This is a genomic window from Tahibacter amnicola (assembly GCF_025398735.1).
In the GTDB taxonomy this organism is placed as follows: Bacteria; Pseudomonadota; Gammaproteobacteria; order Xanthomonadales; family Rhodanobacteraceae; genus Tahibacter; species Tahibacter amnicola.
On sequence record NZ_CP104694.1, the window covers coordinates 4067134 to 4087787 of the forward strand.

General features: G+C 64.3%; 13 protein-coding genes. 7 read left to right on the forward strand and 6 right to left on the reverse strand.

Going from position 1 to position 20654, the window contains the following annotated elements; genetic code table 11:
• The first annotated feature begins 201 nt into the window (after positions 1-201).
• A complete protein-coding gene (locus N4264_RS15990; protein ID WP_261693237.1) occupies positions 202-1893 on the forward strand; it encodes a cation:proton antiporter domain-containing protein in 1692 nt (563 codons plus the stop codon).
• Between the two features lie 15 nt (positions 1894-1908).
• Here N4264_RS15990 and N4264_RS15995 read toward each other — a convergent pair whose 3' ends face one another.
• The gene (locus N4264_RS15995; RefSeq protein ID WP_261693238.1) at positions 1909-2862 is read right to left on the reverse strand and encodes a DUF2608 domain-containing protein; all 954 of its coding nucleotides are present in this window, start codon (positions 2860-2862) and stop codon (positions 1909-1911) included.
• A 142-nt stretch (positions 2863-3004) separates the two neighbouring features.
• Between N4264_RS15995 and N4264_RS16000 the strand changes: the two genes are divergently transcribed.
• The 3 genes from N4264_RS16000 to N4264_RS16010 all read left to right on the forward strand — a co-directional run bounded on the left by N4264_RS16000 (position 3005) and on the right by N4264_RS16010 (position 5478).
• A complete protein-coding gene (locus N4264_RS16000; RefSeq protein ID WP_261693239.1) occupies positions 3005-3463 on the forward strand; it encodes a hypothetical protein in 459 nt (152 codons plus the stop codon).
• Positions 3464-3809: 346 nt separating this feature from the next.
• Entirely contained in the window at positions 3810-5243 is a 1434-nt protein-coding gene (locus N4264_RS16005; protein ID WP_261693240.1) for a hypothetical protein, read from the forward strand.
• 19 nt (positions 5244-5262) lie between these two features.
• Positions 5263-5478, forward strand: coding sequence for a class I SAM-dependent methyltransferase (locus N4264_RS16010; RefSeq protein WP_343231963.1), 216 nt, complete (start codon positions 5263-5265; stop codon positions 5476-5478).
• Positions 5479-5533: 55 nt separating this feature from the next.
• Here the strand turns inward: N4264_RS16010 and N4264_RS16015 are convergent, their stop codons facing one another.
• Positions 5534-6088 carry a hypothetical protein gene (locus tag N4264_RS16015; protein ID WP_261693241.1) on the reverse strand — a complete coding sequence of 185 codons (555 nt, stop codon included), beginning with the start codon at positions 6086-6088 and terminating at the stop codon, positions 5534-5536.
• Between the two features lie 645 nt (positions 6089-6733).
• Here N4264_RS16015 and N4264_RS16020 point away from each other — a divergent pair.
• From N4264_RS16020 to N4264_RS16030, 3 genes are all read left to right on the forward strand, one after another.
• Complete coding sequence (locus N4264_RS16020; protein ID WP_261693242.1) at positions 6734-7060, forward strand: hypothetical protein; 327 nt, start codon at positions 6734-6736, stop codon at positions 7058-7060.
• A gap of 736 nt (positions 7061-7796) precedes the next feature.
• Positions 7797-8756, forward strand: coding sequence for a hypothetical protein (locus N4264_RS16025; protein WP_261693243.1), 960 nt, complete (start codon positions 7797-7799; stop codon positions 8754-8756).
• Between the two features lie 548 nt (positions 8757-9304).
• Positions 9305-12235: a TonB-dependent receptor domain-containing protein gene (locus N4264_RS16030; protein ID WP_261693244.1), complete on the forward strand. Its 2931-nt coding sequence runs from the start codon at positions 9305-9307 to the stop codon at positions 12233-12235.
• 290 nt (positions 12236-12525) lie between these two features.
• Here N4264_RS16030 and N4264_RS16035 read toward each other — a convergent pair whose 3' ends face one another.
• The 4 genes from N4264_RS16035 to N4264_RS16050 form a co-directional block, all read right to left on the reverse strand.
• Positions 12526-14454 (reverse strand): hypothetical protein, encoded by a 1929-nt coding sequence (locus tag N4264_RS16035; protein ID WP_261693245.1) that lies wholly within the window; start codon positions 14452-14454, stop codon positions 12526-12528.
• Between the two features lie 273 nt (positions 14455-14727).
• Positions 14728-15621: a pirin family protein gene (locus tag N4264_RS16040; protein WP_261693246.1), complete on the reverse strand. Its 894-nt coding sequence runs from the start codon at positions 15619-15621 to the stop codon at positions 14728-14730.
• Positions 15622-15700: 79 nt separating this feature from the next.
• Positions 15701-17326, reverse strand: coding sequence for an MBL fold metallo-hydrolase (locus N4264_RS16045; RefSeq protein WP_261693247.1), 1626 nt, complete (start codon positions 17324-17326; stop codon positions 15701-15703).
• 44 nt (positions 17327-17370) lie between these two features.
• Positions 17371-20514, reverse strand: a complete 3144-nt coding sequence (locus tag N4264_RS16050) for an amino acid adenylation domain-containing protein (RefSeq protein WP_261693248.1) — start codon at positions 20512-20514, stop codon at positions 17371-17373.
• Positions 20515-20654 lie beyond the last annotated feature (140 nt).

Here is a 20654-nt window from a genome sequence, read left to right on the forward strand (position 1 = left end):
GCAGCCTGCGATCCCGTCACGTAGCCGTCACAAGGGCCCCGACCGGGGCCCTTGTCTTTTCCACGCCGCCCAGGCGCGCGCGAGGTCCATAGGAGTCGCCCGATGCAACACGCATCGGTTATCTTCGGGCTGATGCCCATGCAGCACCCAGGCATTCGACGATGACCGCGGTGATCGCGGACACCCCACGGAGGAAGATGGATGGACCACGGCGTACCGCTGATCGCAACACTGGCCACTGCTTTGGGTGCTGCGCTGCTGCTCGGGCTTCTCGCCGTAAGGGTTCGTCTACCGGCCATCGTCGGTTACCTGGTCGCCGGCATCCTGATTGGTCCGTATACGCCGGGCATGGTGGCCGACGCCGCAATTGCCGCCGAGCTCGCCGAAATCGGGGTGATGCTGCTGATGTTCGGCGTGGGCCTGCATTTTTCGCTCGGTGACCTGATCTCGGTCCGCAAGATTGCCCTGCCCGGCGCCATTCTTCAGATCGCAGCCGCCACCGCACTCGGCGCCGTCGTGGCGCATGGCTGGGGTTGGTCGTGGACCGCTTCCATCGTGTTCGGCCTCGCCCTGTCCGTCGCCAGCACCGTCGTGCTGCTGCGCGCCCTGGAATCCCACGGCACGCTCGACTCGATGAACGGCCGCATCGCCGTCGGTTGGCTGGTCGTCGAAGACCTCGCCATGGTGCTGGTGCTCGTGCTGCTGCCGCCCCTCGCCGGTTCCGTCGCGCCCGAGAACGAAGCCGCCGCGCGCAATGTCTGGACGGCCCTCGGCGTCACCCTGCTCTATGTCAGCGCCTTCATCACACTGATGCTGGTGGTCGGTCGGAAAGTCTTCCCGCGCCTGCTCTGGCAAGTGTCGCGCACAGGTTCACGCGAGCTGTTCACGCTGTGCGTCATCGCGGTGGCGGTCGGTATCGCGTTCGCCGCGGCCAAGCTGTTCGGCGTGTCGTTCGCCCTCGGCGCGTTCTTCGCCGGCACGGTGTTGCGCGAATCCAAGCTCAGTCACCGCGCTGCCGAAGAAACCCTGCCACTGCGCGATGCCTTTGCCGTCATCTTTTTTGTATCGGTCGGCATGCTCTTCGATCCGCATATCCTGGTGCAGGAGCCGCTGAAAGTCGTCACGGTCGCCGGCATCATCATGCTGGGGAAGTCCGTCGCTGCCGCATTGCTGGTGATCCTGCTGCGCTATCCCTTGAATACCGCGCTCACCGTATCGGCCAGCCTGGCGCAGATCGGCGAATTCTCCTTCATCCTGGCGGGACTGGGCGTCAGTCTCAAAGTGCTGCCGGTCGAGGGCCAAAACCTGATTCTCGCCGGGGCACTGATCTCCATCGCGCTCAATCCCGTCCTTTTCGCCGCGGTCGAGCCCTTCCAGCGCTGGATCCGTGAAAAGTCCGACGTTGCCCGGCGCCTGGAACAGCCAGCCGACCCGATGGCCGAGCTGCCGATGACGACCGACGCGAAATACCTCGGTGGCCACGTGGTCCTGATCGGCTATGGCCGCGTCGGCCGACGCATCGCCGATCGTCTGCTCGAAAACACCATTCCGTTCGTGGTCGCCGAACAGAACCGCGAACACGTCGAGCAACTGCGCGAGCGCGGGCTCGCGGCCGTCTCGGGCGACGCCGTCGAGCCGCTGGTGCTGGTCCAGGCGCATATCGCCCGCGCGCGCATGCTGGTAGTGGCCATCCCCGAGACCTTCGACGTGCGCCAGATCGTGGCCAACGCCAAACAGCTCAATCCGGATATCGTCACCCTGGTGCGCACACACAACGAGGAAGAAGCCGAACTGCTCACCCGGGAACAGGTCGGCGACATCTACCTTGCGGAAGCGGAACTGGCCAAGGCCATGGGCCACCAGGTCCTGGCGCACTATGGCGTGAGCCAGTAGCGGGGCGGCGGTGGGCTATTTACATTCGCCGGCGGCGGTAAGGCGGCTGGCGCGCTCCGGGTACAGCTGCGCGAAACGTTGCATCCAGCTGTCCCACGCCGCCTGTGCCTGCTGCTTCTGATCATCCGACAGCGTGTATTTCTTCCACTGCTCCCGGTCCACCACGCCGGCATTGATATCGCGCTTCACCCCGTTATAGAGCACGCCGTGGAACTGGCGGCCGGCGGCCGCACTGGCATCGCTCATGTCCAGGATGTTCTTCCAGCCGTCATCGACCAGCACCACGTCGGTGTACGGGCGCTGCGCTGACTTGAGCAGCGCCTCCAGGGCCTTGCCCTTGTCTGCGCCACGCGTCATCAGGATGCCGTTTGAATAGGTCATGGGCGTCTTGTTGAAGTACACCGTCAGCGCCGGTTCGGTGGTGATCGGCGCTGGAAACGGCACTTCGGAAAGCTTGAGTTCGCGCTCCGTGCCGCCGCGGTAGTCGGGGCTGCGCGACGTCAGGATGAGCTTATCCAGCGTCACGGACGCGACCGCCTTCGCCGCGTGCACCGTGGGCTCACCCACCTCCCCCTCGAAATTCATGCCCAGAAAGGCAAAGCGACAGGCCTGCTTGTGCGGGTCGCCATCGGGCAGGTCGCGCTGCCAGTTGTACCAGGCATCGCTGCCGAAGAACTCGCGCGACCCGGACTTCCCCGCCAGGTACGCCGTCGATAGCAGCGTGTCGTCAATATCAAAGACCACCAGCGTCGTTGCCGGCGGCAGCGGGCGGATGACATCCGCCACGTCCGTCAGGTTACGGGTCTCGATATACCGGCTGGACGGGCCCAGCGAGATCACGCCTTCAGCCGCCGGCGCGTCGTTGGCCGGAATAGCCATCGCGCGTAGCACCACCTCGTCCGCGGAGCGCTCCGGGGCGTGTTGACAGGCAGCGAGAACAAGAGGCAGCAGCAGGGCGATCCGACGCATGGTAGTTCCTCTGGATTGGCCGGCATCGCACAGGGGCGACACCCGCGTGGCAAGGTCCGACAATCGCCGCAGTATCCCACGACTGACCATCTTCACTGCCGTTTTTCGGTAAAGACCTCCAAACGCCCCTGAGCCTTCATCCATGTGCAACCTGGTCTACCTCAGTACCACCTCCCTCGAAGATCTCGCCCTGTGCAACACCGACAAGATGGTATTCACCCACGAGCTTCCCGGCCGGCCCGCCGAAGCCCAGCTACGGCATCCGTATCGGTGGTACGTCGGTTCCTCGGCAGGTTGCAGCTGCGAATTCCGCCATGTGATGGCCGAGAACGTCGAGGGTCTGGGCGGCTTCGGTACGCCGGAGCCCTGGTACGAGGAAGCCCCCGCCGTCCTGGAAGCCACGCAGCAGGTGATCCGCGTGATCCGGCGCCTGGTGGAAGCCGGTGAGTCCGTGGACTGCATCGACCTCTGGGACGACCAGCACAGCAACGGCATCACCCACGATCTGCCAGTTGACCTCGACGTCGTCGATGATCCTGCATTCCGGTTCTTCGAGGGGTATCGGTTCGAGTTTTGCCGGGGGCCGGGGGAGATGGCGTAGTCCGCATGGCGATAGCGCCTCCTTTTCCCATTTATATCCGGCCTTGGAGTGAGCACTGTCGATTGCCGATTCACCGATCAACGTTGCTTGGCAATCGTGGAGACGTACTACGGGTGAAGTGAGGAATTGTTCGGTCAGGCGCCGCATTTTTCGTCGCGTCCCGTCACTCGCGCCGCCAAATCCGCCGGCCGCGACAGCAGGCCATGTCATGGCTGGACTGCGCCACACAGAAACTCCCTCACTGGGAGATCACGGCCCTTGACGGCACTACTGCTATTACCGTCGCTGTCCCTGGCGCAGCTGTCCCTGGCTCCGAAACGGCGACGGCTTGTCACGGGGCACTGTCATGACCACGCACGAAACACCTTCCGTTCCGGCCGGTACCGCCGGCCAGGAACCACCCGAGCCTGAATCGACCACGGCGCAGTCGGCAGAAGTCGCCCGCCAGAAGAATCTCGACTATCGCCAGCGCGCCATTATTGGCGGCCTGCTGGGATTGCTGGTTCTCTTTTTCGTCGCCTACGCCGCAAACCAGCCGGCGCTGGTGCCGTTCTGCTGGCCGATGCTCGTTGTCGGCCTGGCGCTGCTGGCCGGTGCGGCCGGTTCGGTCGCCAGCGCCTCGCAACCGGGCTGGACGGCAACCGGCGCTGCCGCCATCGCCGTCATCTTCGCTTTCGTCTTCAAATCGCCCGCCACCAACTACGTACTGGGTGATATCAAAGACACCTCCCAGTTCCGCGACCTGCGCATCCACACCAACAACGCCTTGCTGGTGGGACGTCGTTCAGTGGCAGACCCTTTCCGCTTCGTGGCCTTCGAAGAGGATCTGCGCAGCCAGACGTTCTACATCGTCGTGGCGCCGCACGATGGGCAGGAGTTCTATATCGGCTGCCTGCCGACGGAACTGCTCAAGCGGTCCAGCAACGGTTCCACATTGGAATTCTCCCTGGTCCAGACCGACGACCGATGGCTGCTGAGGGATGGCCGGGCCGACAGCAAGGCCATCGGTGAATTCGGGCGCCAGAGCTGCGCGGGGCCCGTCGCCAGTACTGAGCCGCGCTTGCCGGTGGCGCTCTGGAATGCCGTGATCGGCAATGCCTATGCGCAGGCCTCGGCGCAGCTGGAACCGCGCAGCGCGGTGCGTAACCTCAGCTCCGCCAGCGCAGAGCTGCGTGACATCTCGCGAGCAACAATCGCCACGCGTACCGACGCGCGGTCGATCACTGAGCTGGTGCGCGACTGGGATGTGGACAACTCCACCGTGGAAACCGACTACGGCCTGATCTTCGGCTGGGTCAACGCCATCCAGCGCGACCGGAAGCTGGCAGGCGTACTGGCGAACACGCTTTCCACCGAGCAGCGCAACCGCATCGTGCTGCTGATGGGTCACAAGGATCTCACCGTGCGCTACAGCGCCACCGAGCTGACGCTTTGGCTGCTGCAGAGCACCGGTGCGCCCGATGCGAACCCCGAGGCCGCCGACGGCGTGATCCGTGACGTGCTGCGGGTGTACTCGGATGCATCCTTCCGCAGCGAAGTCGCGGCGAACGGCGCGTACGACTATCGGAAGCTTGTCGCCAATGTCACCACGGCCATTTCCGGCGCCGCGTGTGCAGTACCCGCGGACCGCCGTGACGAAGTCGCCGGCCTGCTGACAGACTCCGCGCGCTCGATGCAATCCCTGGAAGGCATGGCTGCGATGGCCGATCGCGTGCTCAGTACCGCGGCGCTGGTGAAAAACTGCCGGGACACCGGACGTACCGCGCGGCACGGCAGCTGACGCCATCCGCCGAGCTCGCTTGTGGCGTGCCGGCAGAGAACCGTACCGGGTTACCGAAGGTACACGCTATCTGTTCGAAGACGCCTCGTTCGATGCGATCCGGACGATCACCGTCTACGCGCATATCCCGCATTGGCAGGAGGCGATGCTGGAGATCAAGCGGCTGCTCAAACCCGGCGGCGTCGTGTACTTCGCGCCGGCCTGGCAGTGCCGGACCTGGGTAGCTATGCAGTAAGGCCCTATTCCGACTGATACGGATCACGCTTCCTGAACCGTGCGCGGCAGTTGACTCACTTGGCGCCACCGTCAAACGACTGCAGATACCCAAAATCGCTTCCACCCGGAATCCAGCCCACAGGGATCACTCCGTTTGCGCGCCGGAAGAACTGCTCGTCCGTGGGATCTCTTTTCGCCACTTCGTGGGCGACGCGCTTGAAGACGTACCTTGTGCCGGTATCCCCGCCCCTGTACCAAAAATGGAGATTTGGCCAACTCGACTCGATCCAGAGATTTTCCGCGCTCGGTGAAATCTTGTTGAGCTCCGCAACTAGCGCTCCAGGAGAAGTCACATACTTGTAGGTCCACACGTCCTTCGAGGTCGGCGACGGTGAGGGAAGAATGTAAGCCATGGCCGCGATGAACGCGGGAACGCAAGCCACGACACCTAAGACACCGAGAAAGACTCGGCCCTTGCCGTCCGCCTGCAGGAGAAGGCTCGAAAACGAGATCCTGCCAGTCGCTGCGAGTACCAGCATGCTTGCCCCTACGACAAGCAGAAATACCGCGACCGCCTGACTCCCGCTGAGCTGCGCGGAAATCGTTTCAAAAAAGGTAAGGTTTCCCATTACGCCACCTTCAATAAGTAAAGACATTGATTGCAGCAACTATCGCCATCAACGTACTCAGTGGGCTAGTGCCGTTAGTGAGTTGCTCCTCTCGCCCCGGCCGTTACCAGCCCCGCACTTCCTATGGCAGTCAAACGCACTCAAGCAACGCCATACCGTCCCGCCTGGTTTTCAAGCCGCACAACAGATTGACTCAAGCTTCGCCCCTCCCCACAATCCCCTCGCTGCCGCCAAATCGGCAGCCCAGGATTGGCCTCCTGGTGTAGTTGAGGCGCTGAAAGCGCCCATCCGACGATGACGGCGCTTTTTTCACGCCCAGTCGTCGGCTGGGCGCCATCTTGCCCCCTATTTTGCTTTCAATGGCGGGCGGCGCTTGGCAGCAGCAATGCTGGCCGGTCCTCAACTACCGGTAGGCCAACCAGGCGTCGTCCGTCACCGTTTCGGGTCCGGTGGCGGGTTAACCCTGCTCGTCGAGGACACCGCAATGTTTCTTCGCATGGAACGCCCGTTCGCGAACCGCGAACGTTTGCCGTCGAGTCGTACCCGTCGCGTGCACCGGCTGAACAGCCGGTGCACGCGGTTGCTCCACTCTTCCGTTGCACGGATGTCGCAACGCTCTGCCCACCTCGCCACGAGGATCGGCGCATGAGCGATATTCGCGATGACGATGATGCCCCTCCCGCGGCCGATACCGAATACGGCATTCACGATGTGATCGTATCTGCGCTGGCAGATGACCGCCTTGATTTCCCGCACCTGCTTCATGCCGCGCGGCATGTGCGCAATACCTCGCTGGAGGGCCTGCGCACGGTGACGCAGCTTTTGCGGCTAGCCGCCAACAGTGATGATCCACCCGGGTCGGATCTGATGCACGACGTCGGCGTGCTGGTATCGCAGTTCACCGATCACGTCGAGGCAATGATGACGCTGGAGAGTCACGCGGATTACCAGCGCCGGCGGTTGAAGCGTTGAACCGAAAACCGGGCCGCAATCCGTCGTTCACCCCGGGTGCGCTGTCGCTTACCCGGGCTACAAAGGCGATAGCGCTTCTGTAGCCCGGGTTACCCGAAGGGTCACCCGGGGTGAATCTGCGTCGATGCTGGACCTGTGCGACAGGACCGTCCCGGCGCGAATGCCACAGGAAACACCGTAGACCGCTCCGGAACGGTCGCGGTGGTGAACGATGGTGGCCGATCCCTTCCGGAGGGATCTGCCACCGCCGCCCCCACCAACGGTGTTTCCGGTGACATTTGCCATGAAAACAGCGGGCGCTGGCGCACTCCGGTCAAGGCCGGATGCTGCCCGCGAACAGAATCCGACCGGCCGCACCGCTGACGAGCGGTACGGCCACCGGGATTGCGCCATCGCCCGCTTCCCTCCCCCGCCGTGGCCAAGGCGGGCGGCCTGCGCAGGCTTCCTTCCTGAGGTTGACTATCGCCTGAGGGCATGACCGGCATCGATGAATCCGTGAGCGGCGGCGATGCCGTTGAAAAGCAAAAATGTAGGTTGGACCAAACACGCAGCGAAGCCCAAGCTACCCAATGCGCCACGACTTCCGTAGCGTGTTTTCGCGTATGTGACCGCACGGTGCGACGATCCGGACTCGGGATCCAGACTTCGCCTGGACGATGCCCCCAATGCGCCCCCCTGAGCCGATTCATCCCGATTTTCCGTGTACTCCCTCGCCCCGCCAACCGAAGGAACACCAATGTTCGGCACAGGATCCGCCGCGACTATCCTGCTTCTCGCCACGATGAGTGCAACGAGCGAGAAGTTGCCCACTGCATACCTGCTTCACTGCAACAACTGCGACCCGGCTGCCGAGCTGGCGAAGGCGCGACACTATCCGGCGACTGGCCTGGTCTATGTCTACAATTTGACGAATCACCGAATTCGTCGTTTTGACATCACGGCTCACACGCCGGATGCCCGGTCCACCGCACCTGTCGAGCAGTTCGGAGACACGAAGTACCAGCGGGAGTATGTCGAGGCACCGGTAGATCCGGATGTATTCCGGATCTTCACGGCCATGGATAGCCTGGCAACACGTTATCCGGAACCCAGGCCGTATTCGCATGAGATCGACATCACCGCGCTGGGATATGTCCACGACGAGACAGGTGGGACGCGTTTCTACGACCCGGTCCGCGTGGCATGGGAAGCCCCGGATGGCCCGCTACACCAGGAGTTCATGGCGCAGGTACGGCAAACCATGGCGGAGAGAAGCCTGACAGTGCTCGCCCATCCGATGATCGGAGCGCTGGTGCACGATATCGCCTTGCCGAGCCGGAACGTCACCATCGCGACGTCCAAAGGGCCCGTCAAAGCAACACTGGGGATCTACGGATTCTCGACGCAATTTGTACTGCGATTCTGCGACGCCATGAAGAACTGCGCAAACGTGGAAGCGGTGGCGCAGGAACATGCCTATGACTACCAATTCCGGGGTTCGGTGTCCGCAGACAGCCACGGATACCCTGCCCGATCCGATCACGCCATGAGCTGGCAGTTTGATCACCGCGACGAGGCGCAGAGGTTCGGCGAACGCATCGGGGACATTGGCGGCGGCGGATTGACGATGAAAGCTCCGCCGGGATGCCGCCAGACCTATCTGAGTTGCGAACGGCAACCTTCCCGTGACGACATTGCGTGTGTTGCCGAGTGCTAGTTAGAGGATACGTAGACTCCGCCAGATTTAGCGGCAACTCGTAATTCACTCCGGGTGCGCTGCGCATACCCGCGCTACGGAACGCGGAGCGCCATTGTAGCCCCGGGGCGTCCGGCATGGGTCACCCGGGGTCTGCCCGCATCGACGATGGAACATAGCCGTCTATTCCCATTTCAGACGACGTTGCCAGCGATAGCCGCGCCGCCGATTCACATCACTGCGCGTCGATCACCAACGCTGCACCGCAGCATCACGCGTCTTCTCTTTCGAAAGAAACGCCACCGCATTCCTTTCACTTCACGGCAATCGTGACGCGCGTTTCAAATTGCGTAGCAATCTGACGAAGATATACGCGTCAACAAACGCAATCGTCTATTCCTGGAATCGGTGGGGCGGTTACGGTCTGGGCCGCCTTGACACCGATGTGACGGTGGGCATCCCCCGCTCTCCGGCCCTGCCATCGGGTCAAGGCCCTACTGCATGCCAGCGCGCCGGTGGAGGACCGGCGCGCCGGCGCGTTGCCTTCCGATCAGCACAGGGATTACCACATGCATTCTCGTACGTTGGCGCGTTCGATCCAGCTTGTACTCGCCGGGATCGTCGCGGGCACCATCACGGCGCCGGTGGTGGCGCAGACGCAGACCCCGGACGGGGAGACGAACCGACTGGAACCCGTCGTGGTGACGGGCTCGCGCATCAAGCGCGTGGATATGGAAACCTCGCAGCCGGTGTTGACCCTCGAGCGCATTGATCTCGAGCGCACCGGCCTGACCTCCGTCTATGACGTGCTGAGCGAACTGACCACCAACGGAGCCTCATACGGTTTGCAGGTGAACAGCGCAAACACCAGTGGCTCAAGCACGGTAGACCTGCGCGGTTGCGGCGCCAATCGCACGCTGGTGCTGGTCAACGGCCGCCGCTGGGTGGCGGAACTGGATGGCAGCGTCGACCTGAGCACCGTGCCGTTCGCTGCGATCGAACGCGTGGAAGTGCTCAAGGACGGCGCCTCATCCATCTACGGTGCGGATGCGATCTGCGGCGTGGTCAACATCACGTTGCGCGACACCTTCGACGGCGCGCAGGCCACGGTCTATGTCGGCGAGTACGACAAGGGCGACGGTCGCCGCGAGTCCTACGATGCCACCTGGGGTGGCAGCAATGAAACCACGTCGCTCCTGATCAACCTGGCGCATACGCACCAGGAATCGGTGATGGACGGCGACCGCGAGATCTCCTTTGCACCGCTGTACGGATTCCCGCCGAACACTTCGTTCCCGGGCCGGGCCAGCCCCACGAACCCTTACGGTTCATTCAATGTGCCGGGCCGCGGGCTGTTGACACTCGATCGCTCGGCGACAGGCTGTCGACCGAACCAGCCCTGCGCGCCCTCCGTCGGCCTTTCCGATTTTCGCCCGTACGACAACCGCACCGACGGCTACAACTTCGCACCGGAAAACTACCTGCTGCAGCCCCAGGACACGCAGTCCGTGTTCGGTGCCGTGCGTCACCAGCTGACGGACAACATCCGCCTGCGCGCTGACATGCTCTACAACGAACGCACCAGCCAGGCGCGCCTGGCCGCGCAGCCGTTGACGGGCGTTCGCCTTGACGCCAACAGCATCTACAACCCGTTCGGCGTCACGCTGACGGGCGTGGCGTTCCGCCCGACGATCAATCCGCGTACCTATAACGTCGACCAGGATACGGTGCGCTACAGCGTCGGCCTCGACGGCCAGTTCGACCTCTGGGACCGGGGTTTCTACTGGGATGTGAACTATGGCTACGCCGACAACCAGCTGGTGCAGATCAAGCGCGGGTTCTTCCACAGCGCCCTGTTCGCCCAGGCGACCGGCCCCTCCTTCATCGAAGCGGGCGTGGCCCGTTGCGGTACGCCGGATGCGCCGATCGCCGGTTGCGTGCCCTTCAACCTCGCCGGCGGCCAGGCGGGGCTTACGCCCGAGATGTTCTCGGCTGTGACGGTGGCGCCACGCAATGTCACGTACCAGGAATCCAACAACGCGACCGCGAATATCAGCGGCGAAATCCTGGAATTGCCGGGCGGCATGCTTTCGTTCGCGGCCGGCCTCGAATATCGCAAGGAAGCCGGCTATTTCGACCCGGATCCGCTGACGCAATCGGGCCAGGTGCTGGGTGACGTGCCGGCCACGCCGACGCGGGGCAGTTACGACCTTACGGAAGCGTACCTGGAACTCGCCGTGCCGCTGCTGCGCGACGTGCCCTTTGCCAAGAGCCTGGAACTGTCACTGGCAACCCGCCATTCGGACTACTCCAACTTCGGCACCACGAACAATCCGAAGGCGGGACTGCGCTGGCAGGTCGTCGATGACCTGATGTTCCGCGGCAGCTATTCCGAAGGCTTCCGCGCTCCGTCGATCAGCGAGCTGTTCGCCGGCCAGGCCACCGGCTATCCGAATGCGATGGATCCCTGCTCTTCCGGCAGCAGCATCTTCCAGGAAAGCGCCGATGTGCGTGCGCGCTGTGCCGCCGCCGGCGTTCCGACGGACTACGACCAGTCGGCCGCGCAGGTGCGCTACACCTCGGGTGGCAACCCCAACCTGGAACCGGAAACGGCCCGCACGCGAACCTTGGGCTTTGTCTACAGCCCCGGTTACGTGGAAGGCCTGAGCGTGATGCTCGACTGGTACCGTCTGCAGATTGCCAACAACATCGGCTCGCTCGGCGCGCAGAGCATCCTGGATGATTGCTACATCGGCAACGTCACCGAGCGTTGTGCGCTGATCACGCGCGACCTCGCCGGCACGGAGTTCGGCAATCCGGGCGAAATCCGCCAGGTGCTGGGCATCAACCGCAATTTCGACGCGGGTCTGGAGGTCGAGGGCTACGATTTCACCATCGACTACCGCTTCGCCACCGGAGTCGGCGATTTCCAGCTCAACTGGGACAACGCCTACATCGCCTACTACGGTGACCTGAACCAGCCGGCGCGCGGTGAGCGCAATGGCGATGATGCGCCCTCCTCCGGCAACCAGGTCGGCACGCAGTTCAACAACTCGGCGGCCGGCTCGCTGTGGCGGCTGCAATCGCGCCTCTCCGCCACCTGGTCGCGCGACAGTTGGACCGCAACGCTCGGCGCCACCTACACCTCAGCCGTGCAGGAGAACTGCAACGGCGTGGCAAACACGGCGGCAAACCTGGGCCAACCCGAGCTGAGCCGCTTGTGCAGTAACCCGGATCGCGTGATCAATATCTACGAGGGCACCGGCGAGAGCATCAGCAGCCGTCCGTCCCGCCAGGCGGAGAACACCCTGGATGCCACGTGGTATTTCGATGCCCAGGGCAGCTGGAAGACGCCGTGGAACGGCCGCATCACTGCGGGTATCCGCAACCTCTTCGACAAGGATCCGCCGGTCTGCTTCTCGTGCTTTGCGAACAACTTCGAATCCAACTACCGGATTCCGGGGCGGTTCTACTACATGAGCTACCAGCAGACGTTCTGAGGTAGCTGTCAGGCCAGACGCTCGTGCGTGGCAAGACATCGCCACGCACGCGCTTCGTTTCCTGGCCGCGACGAAAGCCCGCGACGCCCCTGCCGGCCCCGCGGACAAATCCGAATGCAGCGCTTTCGATTTTGTAGCCGGGGTAAGCGCAGCGCACCCGGCGTGAATCACGAGTTGTCGCACAATCATTGCCGCCCTCGAGGGCCGGCGCTATTCCAACGTCGACGCGCGTTCTCCCGGGCAATGGAGAGCGTGACCACGACTGATCACGCCGTTACCATCACCCGAGCCTATTCCGGCTCAAACCCATTCTTGAAGATCTGCTCGGCGGACGGCAAGCGCATCGGACCGATGTAGCTGCGACCCCACACCAGGCCGGTGATAAAGATCGTGCGGTCGATGCTGTTCTTGGTCTTGCCGCCGTGGAACCAGTTGAACCACAGGTCGCGATGACCCAGTTCGCGGATCGCGCGGATCTTGGTTTCGTTCTGGGCGGAAGGGTGCAGCGGCAGCGTCCGCATCACCATCCCAGTGCGCTCGTACGCCATGCGGCCGTCGAGCCAGATACGAACCGCACCGTCGGGAACGTAGCCCGGCGCATCCATCATCACCGTGTTGAGATCCACTTCCATCTCGATGCAATACCACCGGCCCGGATAGATGACGCTGCCCAGGCCACCGCGATGGCCGAACATCGAATCGCGCTGCTTGTCGGTCAGACCGTAACGATGACCCGTCGGATTGTTGGTCTGGAAGTCGTAGGTGTGCAGGCCCAGCTGCAGGGCGTTCTCGTTCGGGCCGCCGCGTTCGGCATCGCAATCGAACCAGGACAGGCGCATCTGCCAGCCATAGCCGCCGCCGGACGTGCCGCTGACGCCACCCAGCGAGGTGTCATGTGCCGGGCAGATACCGATCTTGCCGCTGTAGTTGGTCCACGTCGCGGGCGTCTGCGCGTCGTGGTACACCTGGTAGCGCCTGGAGAACGGCGTTTCGTACGGCGTTCCGATACGCATGTAGTAGCGCACGAACAGCCGCTTCATGCGGCCGAAATCCGCCTCCGGCAGAAACAACTTGGCGTTGCTGGCGCCGGTGCCACTGTAGCCGACGGTACTGCCGTTCCCCAGGCCCGGTTCCGCCGGCATCACCACGCGCATGGCACCCATTCCCGCCGTCAGCGGCTGGAAGCCCTCGCCCGTGTAGTCCGAGCGCACGAGACTGAAGCCATTGATGGCATTGATCCACTTGCCAAGGCCGCGATGCGGCAGTTTGGTGGTATCGGTCGGGCCGTTGCCGTAGATCGCCGGATCGTATTCGCGCTCCGCACCGGTGTTGATCGCCGTGCCGACGGAGAAATCGGACCAGGCGGTGCCGTCCACATAGCGGTGCACTCCCAGCACGTTGGGATCACCGGCGACGCCCACATCGCGCAGGCCATACGCCCCGGCAATGCCGTTGGTACGCACCGGCTCGGTATTGACGGGCGGATCCAGCAGGAAGGCGTGCATCTGCGGATTACCGCCGCTCCAGTGCTCGACCATGGTGAAGCGCAGCTGCGCCGAAGCGACGGCGCGTTGCGGCTTTTCGAATTCGACGAAGGCTGGAAGGGCGTGTTTCGGCTTGGCGGACGCGCACAGCTGGGTGCCGGCACCGATGCTGCTGGTGTAGGTGCAGGCCAGGTCTTCGCTGCTGCCATCGACGTATTGCACGTGGATCACCGGTTCTGGCTCGGTCGCGTGGTGCGTGCCGGCAATCGAGCGCGGCGCGTTCACGGCGCGCCAGAGCCACGCATTCCAGCGCTGCTGTGCGAACACCTGCTGCATCGCTGCGGTGACGTCGGCGGCGTAGCTCGCCACCGCGGTGCTGCCGCTGGCCCCGTTGACCGGGACGCTGTACCAGGGTTGCGGGCCCTGGCGCACACCGTTGGCGTCGAGCCAGTCGCCGCCGGCGTTGTCCCAGGGCCAACCGGTGCCCAGGTCGACGTAGTCGTGGGTCGCACCGTTCAGTCGAAAATCGTAACCGGTGGTGCCAGGAATGTTGGGCGGCGTAATTTCATGCGGGATCGGCTGGAACAGCGGAGACTGCTGGTAGCGATAGGGAGGGATCGCTGCGGCGCCTTTGCCGACGACAAGGCCGCGCGTTCCTGCGCGCGCGCGCGCTTTGGGCAGTACCAGCGACAGCAGGCTCATGCCGCCCACGATCAGGGCACGGCGGCGGGTCATCTTGGGCAACATCCTTCCTCCTTCAGGCCATCCGGGTCACGGGAACGAAAGTCCATCTACGACGTTCGCCGTACCAGTGTACGCACCGGTCGGCAGGGGGCGCCACCGTGCTTTCGTACAGGCAAGCAAGGATGAGACACACCGAAAAATCGGGCGATTGCGCACGGAATTTCCGGATCACCCGCCGTAGAACGCCGCAGCGAAGTCAGGCGCGCAGAGGCGGGCCACAAACGGTGGACATCGACGCCCACCCCTTTCGGGTCTCCCTGCGACTCAGGTGCGACGCACGGTCAACGCGGGTACTTCGGGTGCAGTCAGGCGCGGCCCATCGAACCCGTGCACGGCGCCAAAACGCAGGCCGCTGTTCCAGTCATCGGTAGCCTGAGCGATTTCATCGCGACTGCGCGCGACGAAGTTCCACCACAACAGCACCGGTTCTTCGAAGGGCAATCCACCCAGCAGCAACAGGCGTGCAGGTGCGTTGCTGGTGATCGCGACGTACGCTGCGCCCGGCGGAAGGTACAGCAGTGTTCCCGGCAGCAATGGTTCGTCGTCGACCAGCACCGCGCCATCGAGCACCAGCAGGCCGTGCTCGAAGGACAAGTCCAACGGCAGCACCGTGTGTGCCGGCCCGGAAGCGGCGATGTCGAGCCCCAGCAGCGGCGAGAAAACGCCAACGGGCGACCGGGCGTCGAACGCCTCCCCGGCAAGTACCGTGATGCGAAAGGCATCGCGGCCAAGGACAGGCAACTGGGGATAGTGGGCGAACTGCGGCGGCATGTTGCGCTGCGCATCGGGTAGCGCGATCCATAGCTGTGCCAGGTGGAGGCGACCGGAGCGCGACGCGGGTGATTCTTCCGAATGGGCGATACCCTGCCCGGCCGTCATCAGGTTCACCTGTCCCGGCACGATCAGCTGCTCGGTGCCCAGGCTGTCACGGTGGAGAAGCTCGCCTTCCAGCGGCCAGGTGAACGTCTGCAGGCCGATGTGCGGGTGCGGCCCCACCCGCATGCCAGGCCCTGACGTCAGGGTCACCGGGCCGGCGTGATCGAGGAAGCACCAGGCGCCGATCATGCGGCGCCGCGGCTGCGGAATGGCACGGCGAATCGGCAGATTGTCACCGACGACGGCGTCGCGCGTGGTGAAGCGTTCGCTGGCCTCGTTCATCCGGTCCTCGCCGGGTACTGGCAGGAAAGACGTCATACCATGTCTAGCCGCGCGCCGGCCAGCTCGACGGGTCTGTCGGTCAGATTTCTTCGCGCACGACAGTGCTGAGGACGAACTCCTTCTTCAGATACAGCCGTTCTGCGGGCAGCTGACGCGCGCGACACTGTTCCAGAACGCGGTCGGATTCCACAATCGGGCGCGAGTCGTCGCTGTAGGAAATGCTGGAGATGTACCCGAGCCAGGGTTCCAGGCCCATCGCATACACGTACACCGCCTCCGGCGCCAGGCGGTCGATGATCTGCATGGCCGATTCGCTGTGCGAGGAATTGAGCCGGCGTGACTGGTCGACCGCGCGCTGGACGGGCCTGGTGTAGAGCGGCCCATAAAGCCACGACAGCGGCGCGCCATCGCATTCCAGCCCGATAAAGAGCGCATCAACGTCGCCCACGCGCCGCCGGATGTGCGCGTAGCAGCGCGGTTCCAGCGCATTGGAATCGGCCAGGAATACCAGCCCGCGGCCCGCGCTTCGAATGCCGTAGGCCAGCTTGGAACGGATATCCAGATCCGCATGCTCACCGAAGAAGGGCAAGCCGATGATCTCGCCCGCGCCCGCCGTCAGCGTCTCGAATTCGTCCAGTTCGATGACATTCGCAAACCCGATCGTCCGCAACATCAGCCGCAGGGAAGGATCCTGCAACGGCCCCGACGCCGAGCGCGGCACGACGACACAGCCGATCTTGTGGCGCAGCTGGAGCAAGGTTTCCAGCATGACGTGATCCTGGTGATTGTGGGTCAGCAGGACGTAATCGATGGCATCGGGAAGGTCGTAGAAGCTGTAACGGTCCAGTCCCGTTTCGGACGCCGTGCTGACCGCCGGATCGATCAGGATCGACAACCCGGCGTACTGCACCAGCACGGTTGCATGCCCGAAGTAGCGCACGCGGATGCCATCGCCGCTGTAGTGGCGCTGGGGATCCAGCGGTGGCGCAACGTCTGTCAGCAGGGAGAGAAAGCGTTGCTGCTGGGCCTCGTTCGCGCCCGCTTCCACCAGCCACTGGACGACCTGCCCGCGTGACGTCGGCCGGGTACGCAGCGCCGCCAGCGCGTCCACGAGCGGCGAGCGGAACGGCAGGTGAAGATCGACATCGTCCGCGCTCGCGAAACGCGGACTGCTCAGCACGAACGGACGGTCGTCGCAGGCGATATCAGAAAATCGCACCGACTGCAGCGATTCATCGTAGTTCGGACTGTCGTACAACATGCCCTCCACCAGGCGAAAACCGGGCCGGTTGTGCAGGTCATAGACGAGCTCGACATAGCCCTTGAGCGGCTGAGGAACGCTTTCGTACAAGCCGGCCAGCGACTGGCCATCTGTCTTGGTTGCGAGCAGTTCGTTGAGCTGCTTGACCGCGGCAGCAAAAGCCAGCTTGCCAGCCAGGTGCTCGCGTGTGCGGTCGAGCAACGCCTGCACGGGCGCGATGTCGCCGTCATAGTCCATGAACATGCCGCCCTTCATGGCCTGGTCCGCCACCGCGCGACGGTGCAGATCCGGGAATTGCAGGTATGACTCCAGCACCCGTACATGCAGATTGGCCGTGATCATCGCCGAGGTCGCCGGCGATACGAGCATGCCCCATGCATACCAGCTGTTGAACAGCGGTTCCATCTGGACGGAGGGCTTCAGGTACAGGGGGGCATCGGACACGACGGAACTCACTCTGTGGGATGTTTCCAGGGTTTTGTGCGCTTTCAGGCCGGTTCTGCGACCGCATTCTGCTGCTCGCCGGCCACCAGCAGTGCCAGCACTTCCTGCACGACCGCCTCACCGCCAATCCATTCGGTCAGGCGCAGCGCGAAGTCGGACAGGATCGGTGACTCCAGCACCAGGTGCACCGGAATCTCGATACCGGTCTGTACCCCGACCTTCCCCACCATCTGGATCGCCAGCAGGGAATGTCCGCCCAGGTCGAAAAAGCTATCCGAGCGACCGATCCCGCTCACGTTCAGCGCCTCGGACCACCAGCCGGCGATGAGACGCTCCAGGGGCGTGAGCGGACCGGTATCGGCATCACGCACCGGCAGCGGGCGCGCAGCCAGTGCGCGCCGGTCGATCTTGCCATTGGCCGTGAGCGGAAGTTCCGCCAGCGGAATCACGCAGGACGGCACCATGTACTCGGGCAGGTCCCGGCGCAACTGGGCGCGCAAGTCCGACACGATCTGTTCGCGCTGCGTGGTGCGTGCCGGCGTATTGCAGAGCGGACCTTCGGGGACCACCACGTCGGGCAGGGCCGGCCACGCGGCCGAACGGGTCGCCTGCAGTGCGAAACACCCTGCCCGCTGGCCGTTGGCGACGACCCGCGCGCGCCAGCCGGACTGTTCGAATTGACGCAGAATGCGTGCTGGCGACAGGCCCTGGCGCAGTATCGCGGGAGCCTGGTCTGACCAGAGCGCATCGGCCAGATCGATGTCGGCGACGACGTAGCGCAGTGGAATGCCTTCAATCAGCGCACCGATGGCCGGATACTGCAGCGCTTCATCCACCAGGGATTGCGCCGCGTCGATGTCCGCGCCCGCGTCCGCATGAAATACCTGGCCGTCGGCCAACATCGCCTCGTCACGCGCGGTCAGGACCACGTCGTAGCGGAAGCGCGTCATCTCCGTCGGCGCCTCGGTGCATTTGGGCAGAATCAGCACCTGCCAATGCCCGCCGCGACGCCGGGCCCAGCGGTGGAAGAAGGCCGGCGACGCCAGCAATTCGTTTTCGCGCACCAGGGCCGATTCCGCTGCCGCACGCCGTTGCGCGGGCGTGTCGAGGGGCTTGGCCTTCGCCGTCGCCACTGCCGCGTGGAAGGCGCGCGCCAGGGTCAGGTCACGCACGTCGCCGACAAACAGAGCGCCATCACGGTCAACACGATCGGCCATGTGCGTCAGCACGGCGTCGAAATAGTGTTCGTCGGGAAAGTACTGGCTGACCGAGTTCATCACCACGGTATCGCAGGGGCCCTCTGCCCCGATCGGCGCAGCATCGGCCGCCACCTGGGTCAGGTGTACCGGCCCCACGGCGTCACCGAGCACACCCTGGATCGCCGCGATAGCCTGCTGCGAAATATCGCACCCGCTGTAATGCTGCACGTCGGGTAGCAGGCGGTGCAGCAGGATGCCGGTGCCGACGCCGACCTCGTACACGTTCCGCGGCCCGAGCGCACGGATACGCGCTGTCGTTTCGCAGGCCCACTCTTCCATGTGCGCCGGCGCAATCGGCAAGCCGTCGAAGCTGCTCAGCCAGCCCACGAAGTTGGCACCGGGCGCGGTCGTCGCGGATCGTGCATAGGTGGCATCGTAGAGCGCGGACCAATCCGCGACGAAACCACCGTCGGGATTGGCACCGGCGCCGATCACGCAGTAAGCCGCAAGACAATCCTCGCGATCGTCGTGCTTGACCACCGCGACCGCCTCGATGCCGGGATACGCGGCGATCCGGCGTTCGATCTCCGCCGGTTCAATGCGAATGCCGCGAATTTTCACCTGCGCGTCGTTGCGTGCCACGAATCGCAGCTGCCCATCCGGGCGTAGCTGCACCAGATCGCCGGAGCGATAACGGCGCTGTCCGTGCGCGGCCGGGTCAGGCAGGAATGTCTGCGCCGTCTCACGCGGATTGTTGAGATAACCGCGGGCGAGCGACGCGCCACCCAGGTACAACTCACCGACCGTTCCCGCGGGAACGGGTGCACCCTGCGGGTCGACCACGGCCGCGGTGACACCGGCAATGGGAAATCCAATTGGCGGCACCGCTACACCCGGATCCACCGGACAGCCCGTCGAGACGACCGTCACTTCGCTCGGGCCGTAGTGGTTGTAGACACGGTACCGCGCAGATTCAGCCACACCGGATCGCAACACATCACCGCCGGTCAGCAGCACCTGGAGGGTCTGGCCGAAGGATGTCCCCAGCTGCATGACCGCTTCGGCCAGCGGCGTCGGCAGGAACGCGTGGGTGATGCGCTCAGCGTCCATCCAGCGCGCCAGGGCGCGCGGGTCGCGGCGTTCCGCCTCACCTGGCAGGTGCACGCTGGCGCCGCGGCACAGGTATGGAAACAACTCCCACACGTGCGCGTCAAATGCCAGCCCGGCCACGTGCGAGGCCCGCACAGGGCCGACCTGGGTGAGGTATTCGGCACAGTGCCAGGCCACCAGCGATGCCAGCGCGCCGTGATCGATCATGACCCCCTTTGGCACGCCGGTGCTGCCGGAAGTGAACACCACGTAGGCCAGCTGGCACGGATGCAGCGGCAGCACCGGCCGCACGGCATCGCCCTGCGCGACAAGATCGGCAACGCTCAGGGTGGGAATTGAAATCCCCTGGTCCGACACGGACTCACAGGTCGCCAGATCCGTGACAAGCACCTCGATGTCGCCGGCCCGGGAAAGCTGCACCAGCCGTTCGGCCGGCCAGGCGTCGTCCAGGGCCACGTAGACCGCGCCGCTCTTGAGAATGCCCAGCATGCAGGCAATGCGCTCGATGCCCCGCGGCAGGCATAGACCGATGCGAATTTCGCGGCCCGCCAGACGCTGGGCGAGCGCGCCTGCAATCTGGTCACTGCGCGCGCCCAGCTCGGAATAGGTCAGCGAACCCTGCGTACCGGCGAGCGCGAGTGCATCGCCCTGAGCCGCCACGATGCGATCAAAGGCCGCCACGACGTTGTCGCCGATGGTGTGGCGTGACCGGAGGCTTTCCAGCAGTTCCGCCTTGCGCCGGCGCAGGCCCGCCACATCGTCGGCCAGTACCGCGCCGCGCGGTGCCTCGATACGCAGTTCGCCGCCCTCTTCACTGAGGCGGATCTGGCGCAGGCGCAGGTCGTGCAGGAAATCAGCGAGCGGCAGGGTGGAATGCATCGGTACGGCTCCAGCGACAAGGCATGCCCAAAGACGGGGCGTTCAAGGACAGGGAAACGTTCACAGCGAAAACACTTCGGTCGACTCGCACGCCGACTCGGGGGGCGGCACAACCAGGCGATGGATGTATCCGCCGAGCG

Excerpts from the sequence above, each read along its gene's own strand:
- N4264_RS15990 (WP_261693237.1), top strand. The coding sequence starts at position 202 with ATGGACCACGGCGTACCGCTGATCGCAACACTGGCCACTGCTTTGGGT.
- N4264_RS15995 (WP_261693238.1), bottom strand. The coding sequence starts at position 2,862 with ATGCGTCGGATCGCCCTGCTGCTGCCTCTTGTTCTCGCTGCCTGTCAA.
- N4264_RS16000 (WP_261693239.1), top strand. The coding sequence starts at position 3,005 with ATGTGCAACCTGGTCTACCTCAGTACCACCTCCCTCGAAGATCTCGCC.
- N4264_RS16005 (WP_261693240.1), top strand. The coding sequence starts at position 3,810 with ATGACCACGCACGAAACACCTTCCGTTCCGGCCGGTACCGCCGGCCAG.
- N4264_RS16015 (WP_261693241.1), bottom strand. The coding sequence starts at position 6,088 with ATGGGAAACCTTACCTTTTTTGAAACGATTTCCGCGCAGCTCAGCGGG.
- N4264_RS16020 (WP_261693242.1), top strand. The coding sequence starts at position 6,734 with ATGAGCGATATTCGCGATGACGATGATGCCCCTCCCGCGGCCGATACC.
- N4264_RS16025 (WP_261693243.1), top strand. The coding sequence starts at position 7,797 with ATGTTCGGCACAGGATCCGCCGCGACTATCCTGCTTCTCGCCACGATG.
- N4264_RS16030 (WP_261693244.1), top strand. The coding sequence starts at position 9,305 with ATGCATTCTCGTACGTTGGCGCGTTCGATCCAGCTTGTACTCGCCGGG.
- N4264_RS16035 (WP_261693245.1), bottom strand. The coding sequence starts at position 14,454 with ATGACCCGCCGCCGTGCCCTGATCGTGGGCGGCATGAGCCTGCTGTCG.
- N4264_RS16040 (WP_261693246.1), bottom strand. The coding sequence starts at position 15,621 with ATGAACGAGGCCAGCGAACGCTTCACCACGCGCGACGCCGTCGTCGGT.
- N4264_RS16050 (WP_261693248.1), bottom strand. The coding sequence starts at position 20,514 with ATGCATTCCACCCTGCCGCTCGCTGATTTCCTGCACGACCTGCGCCTG.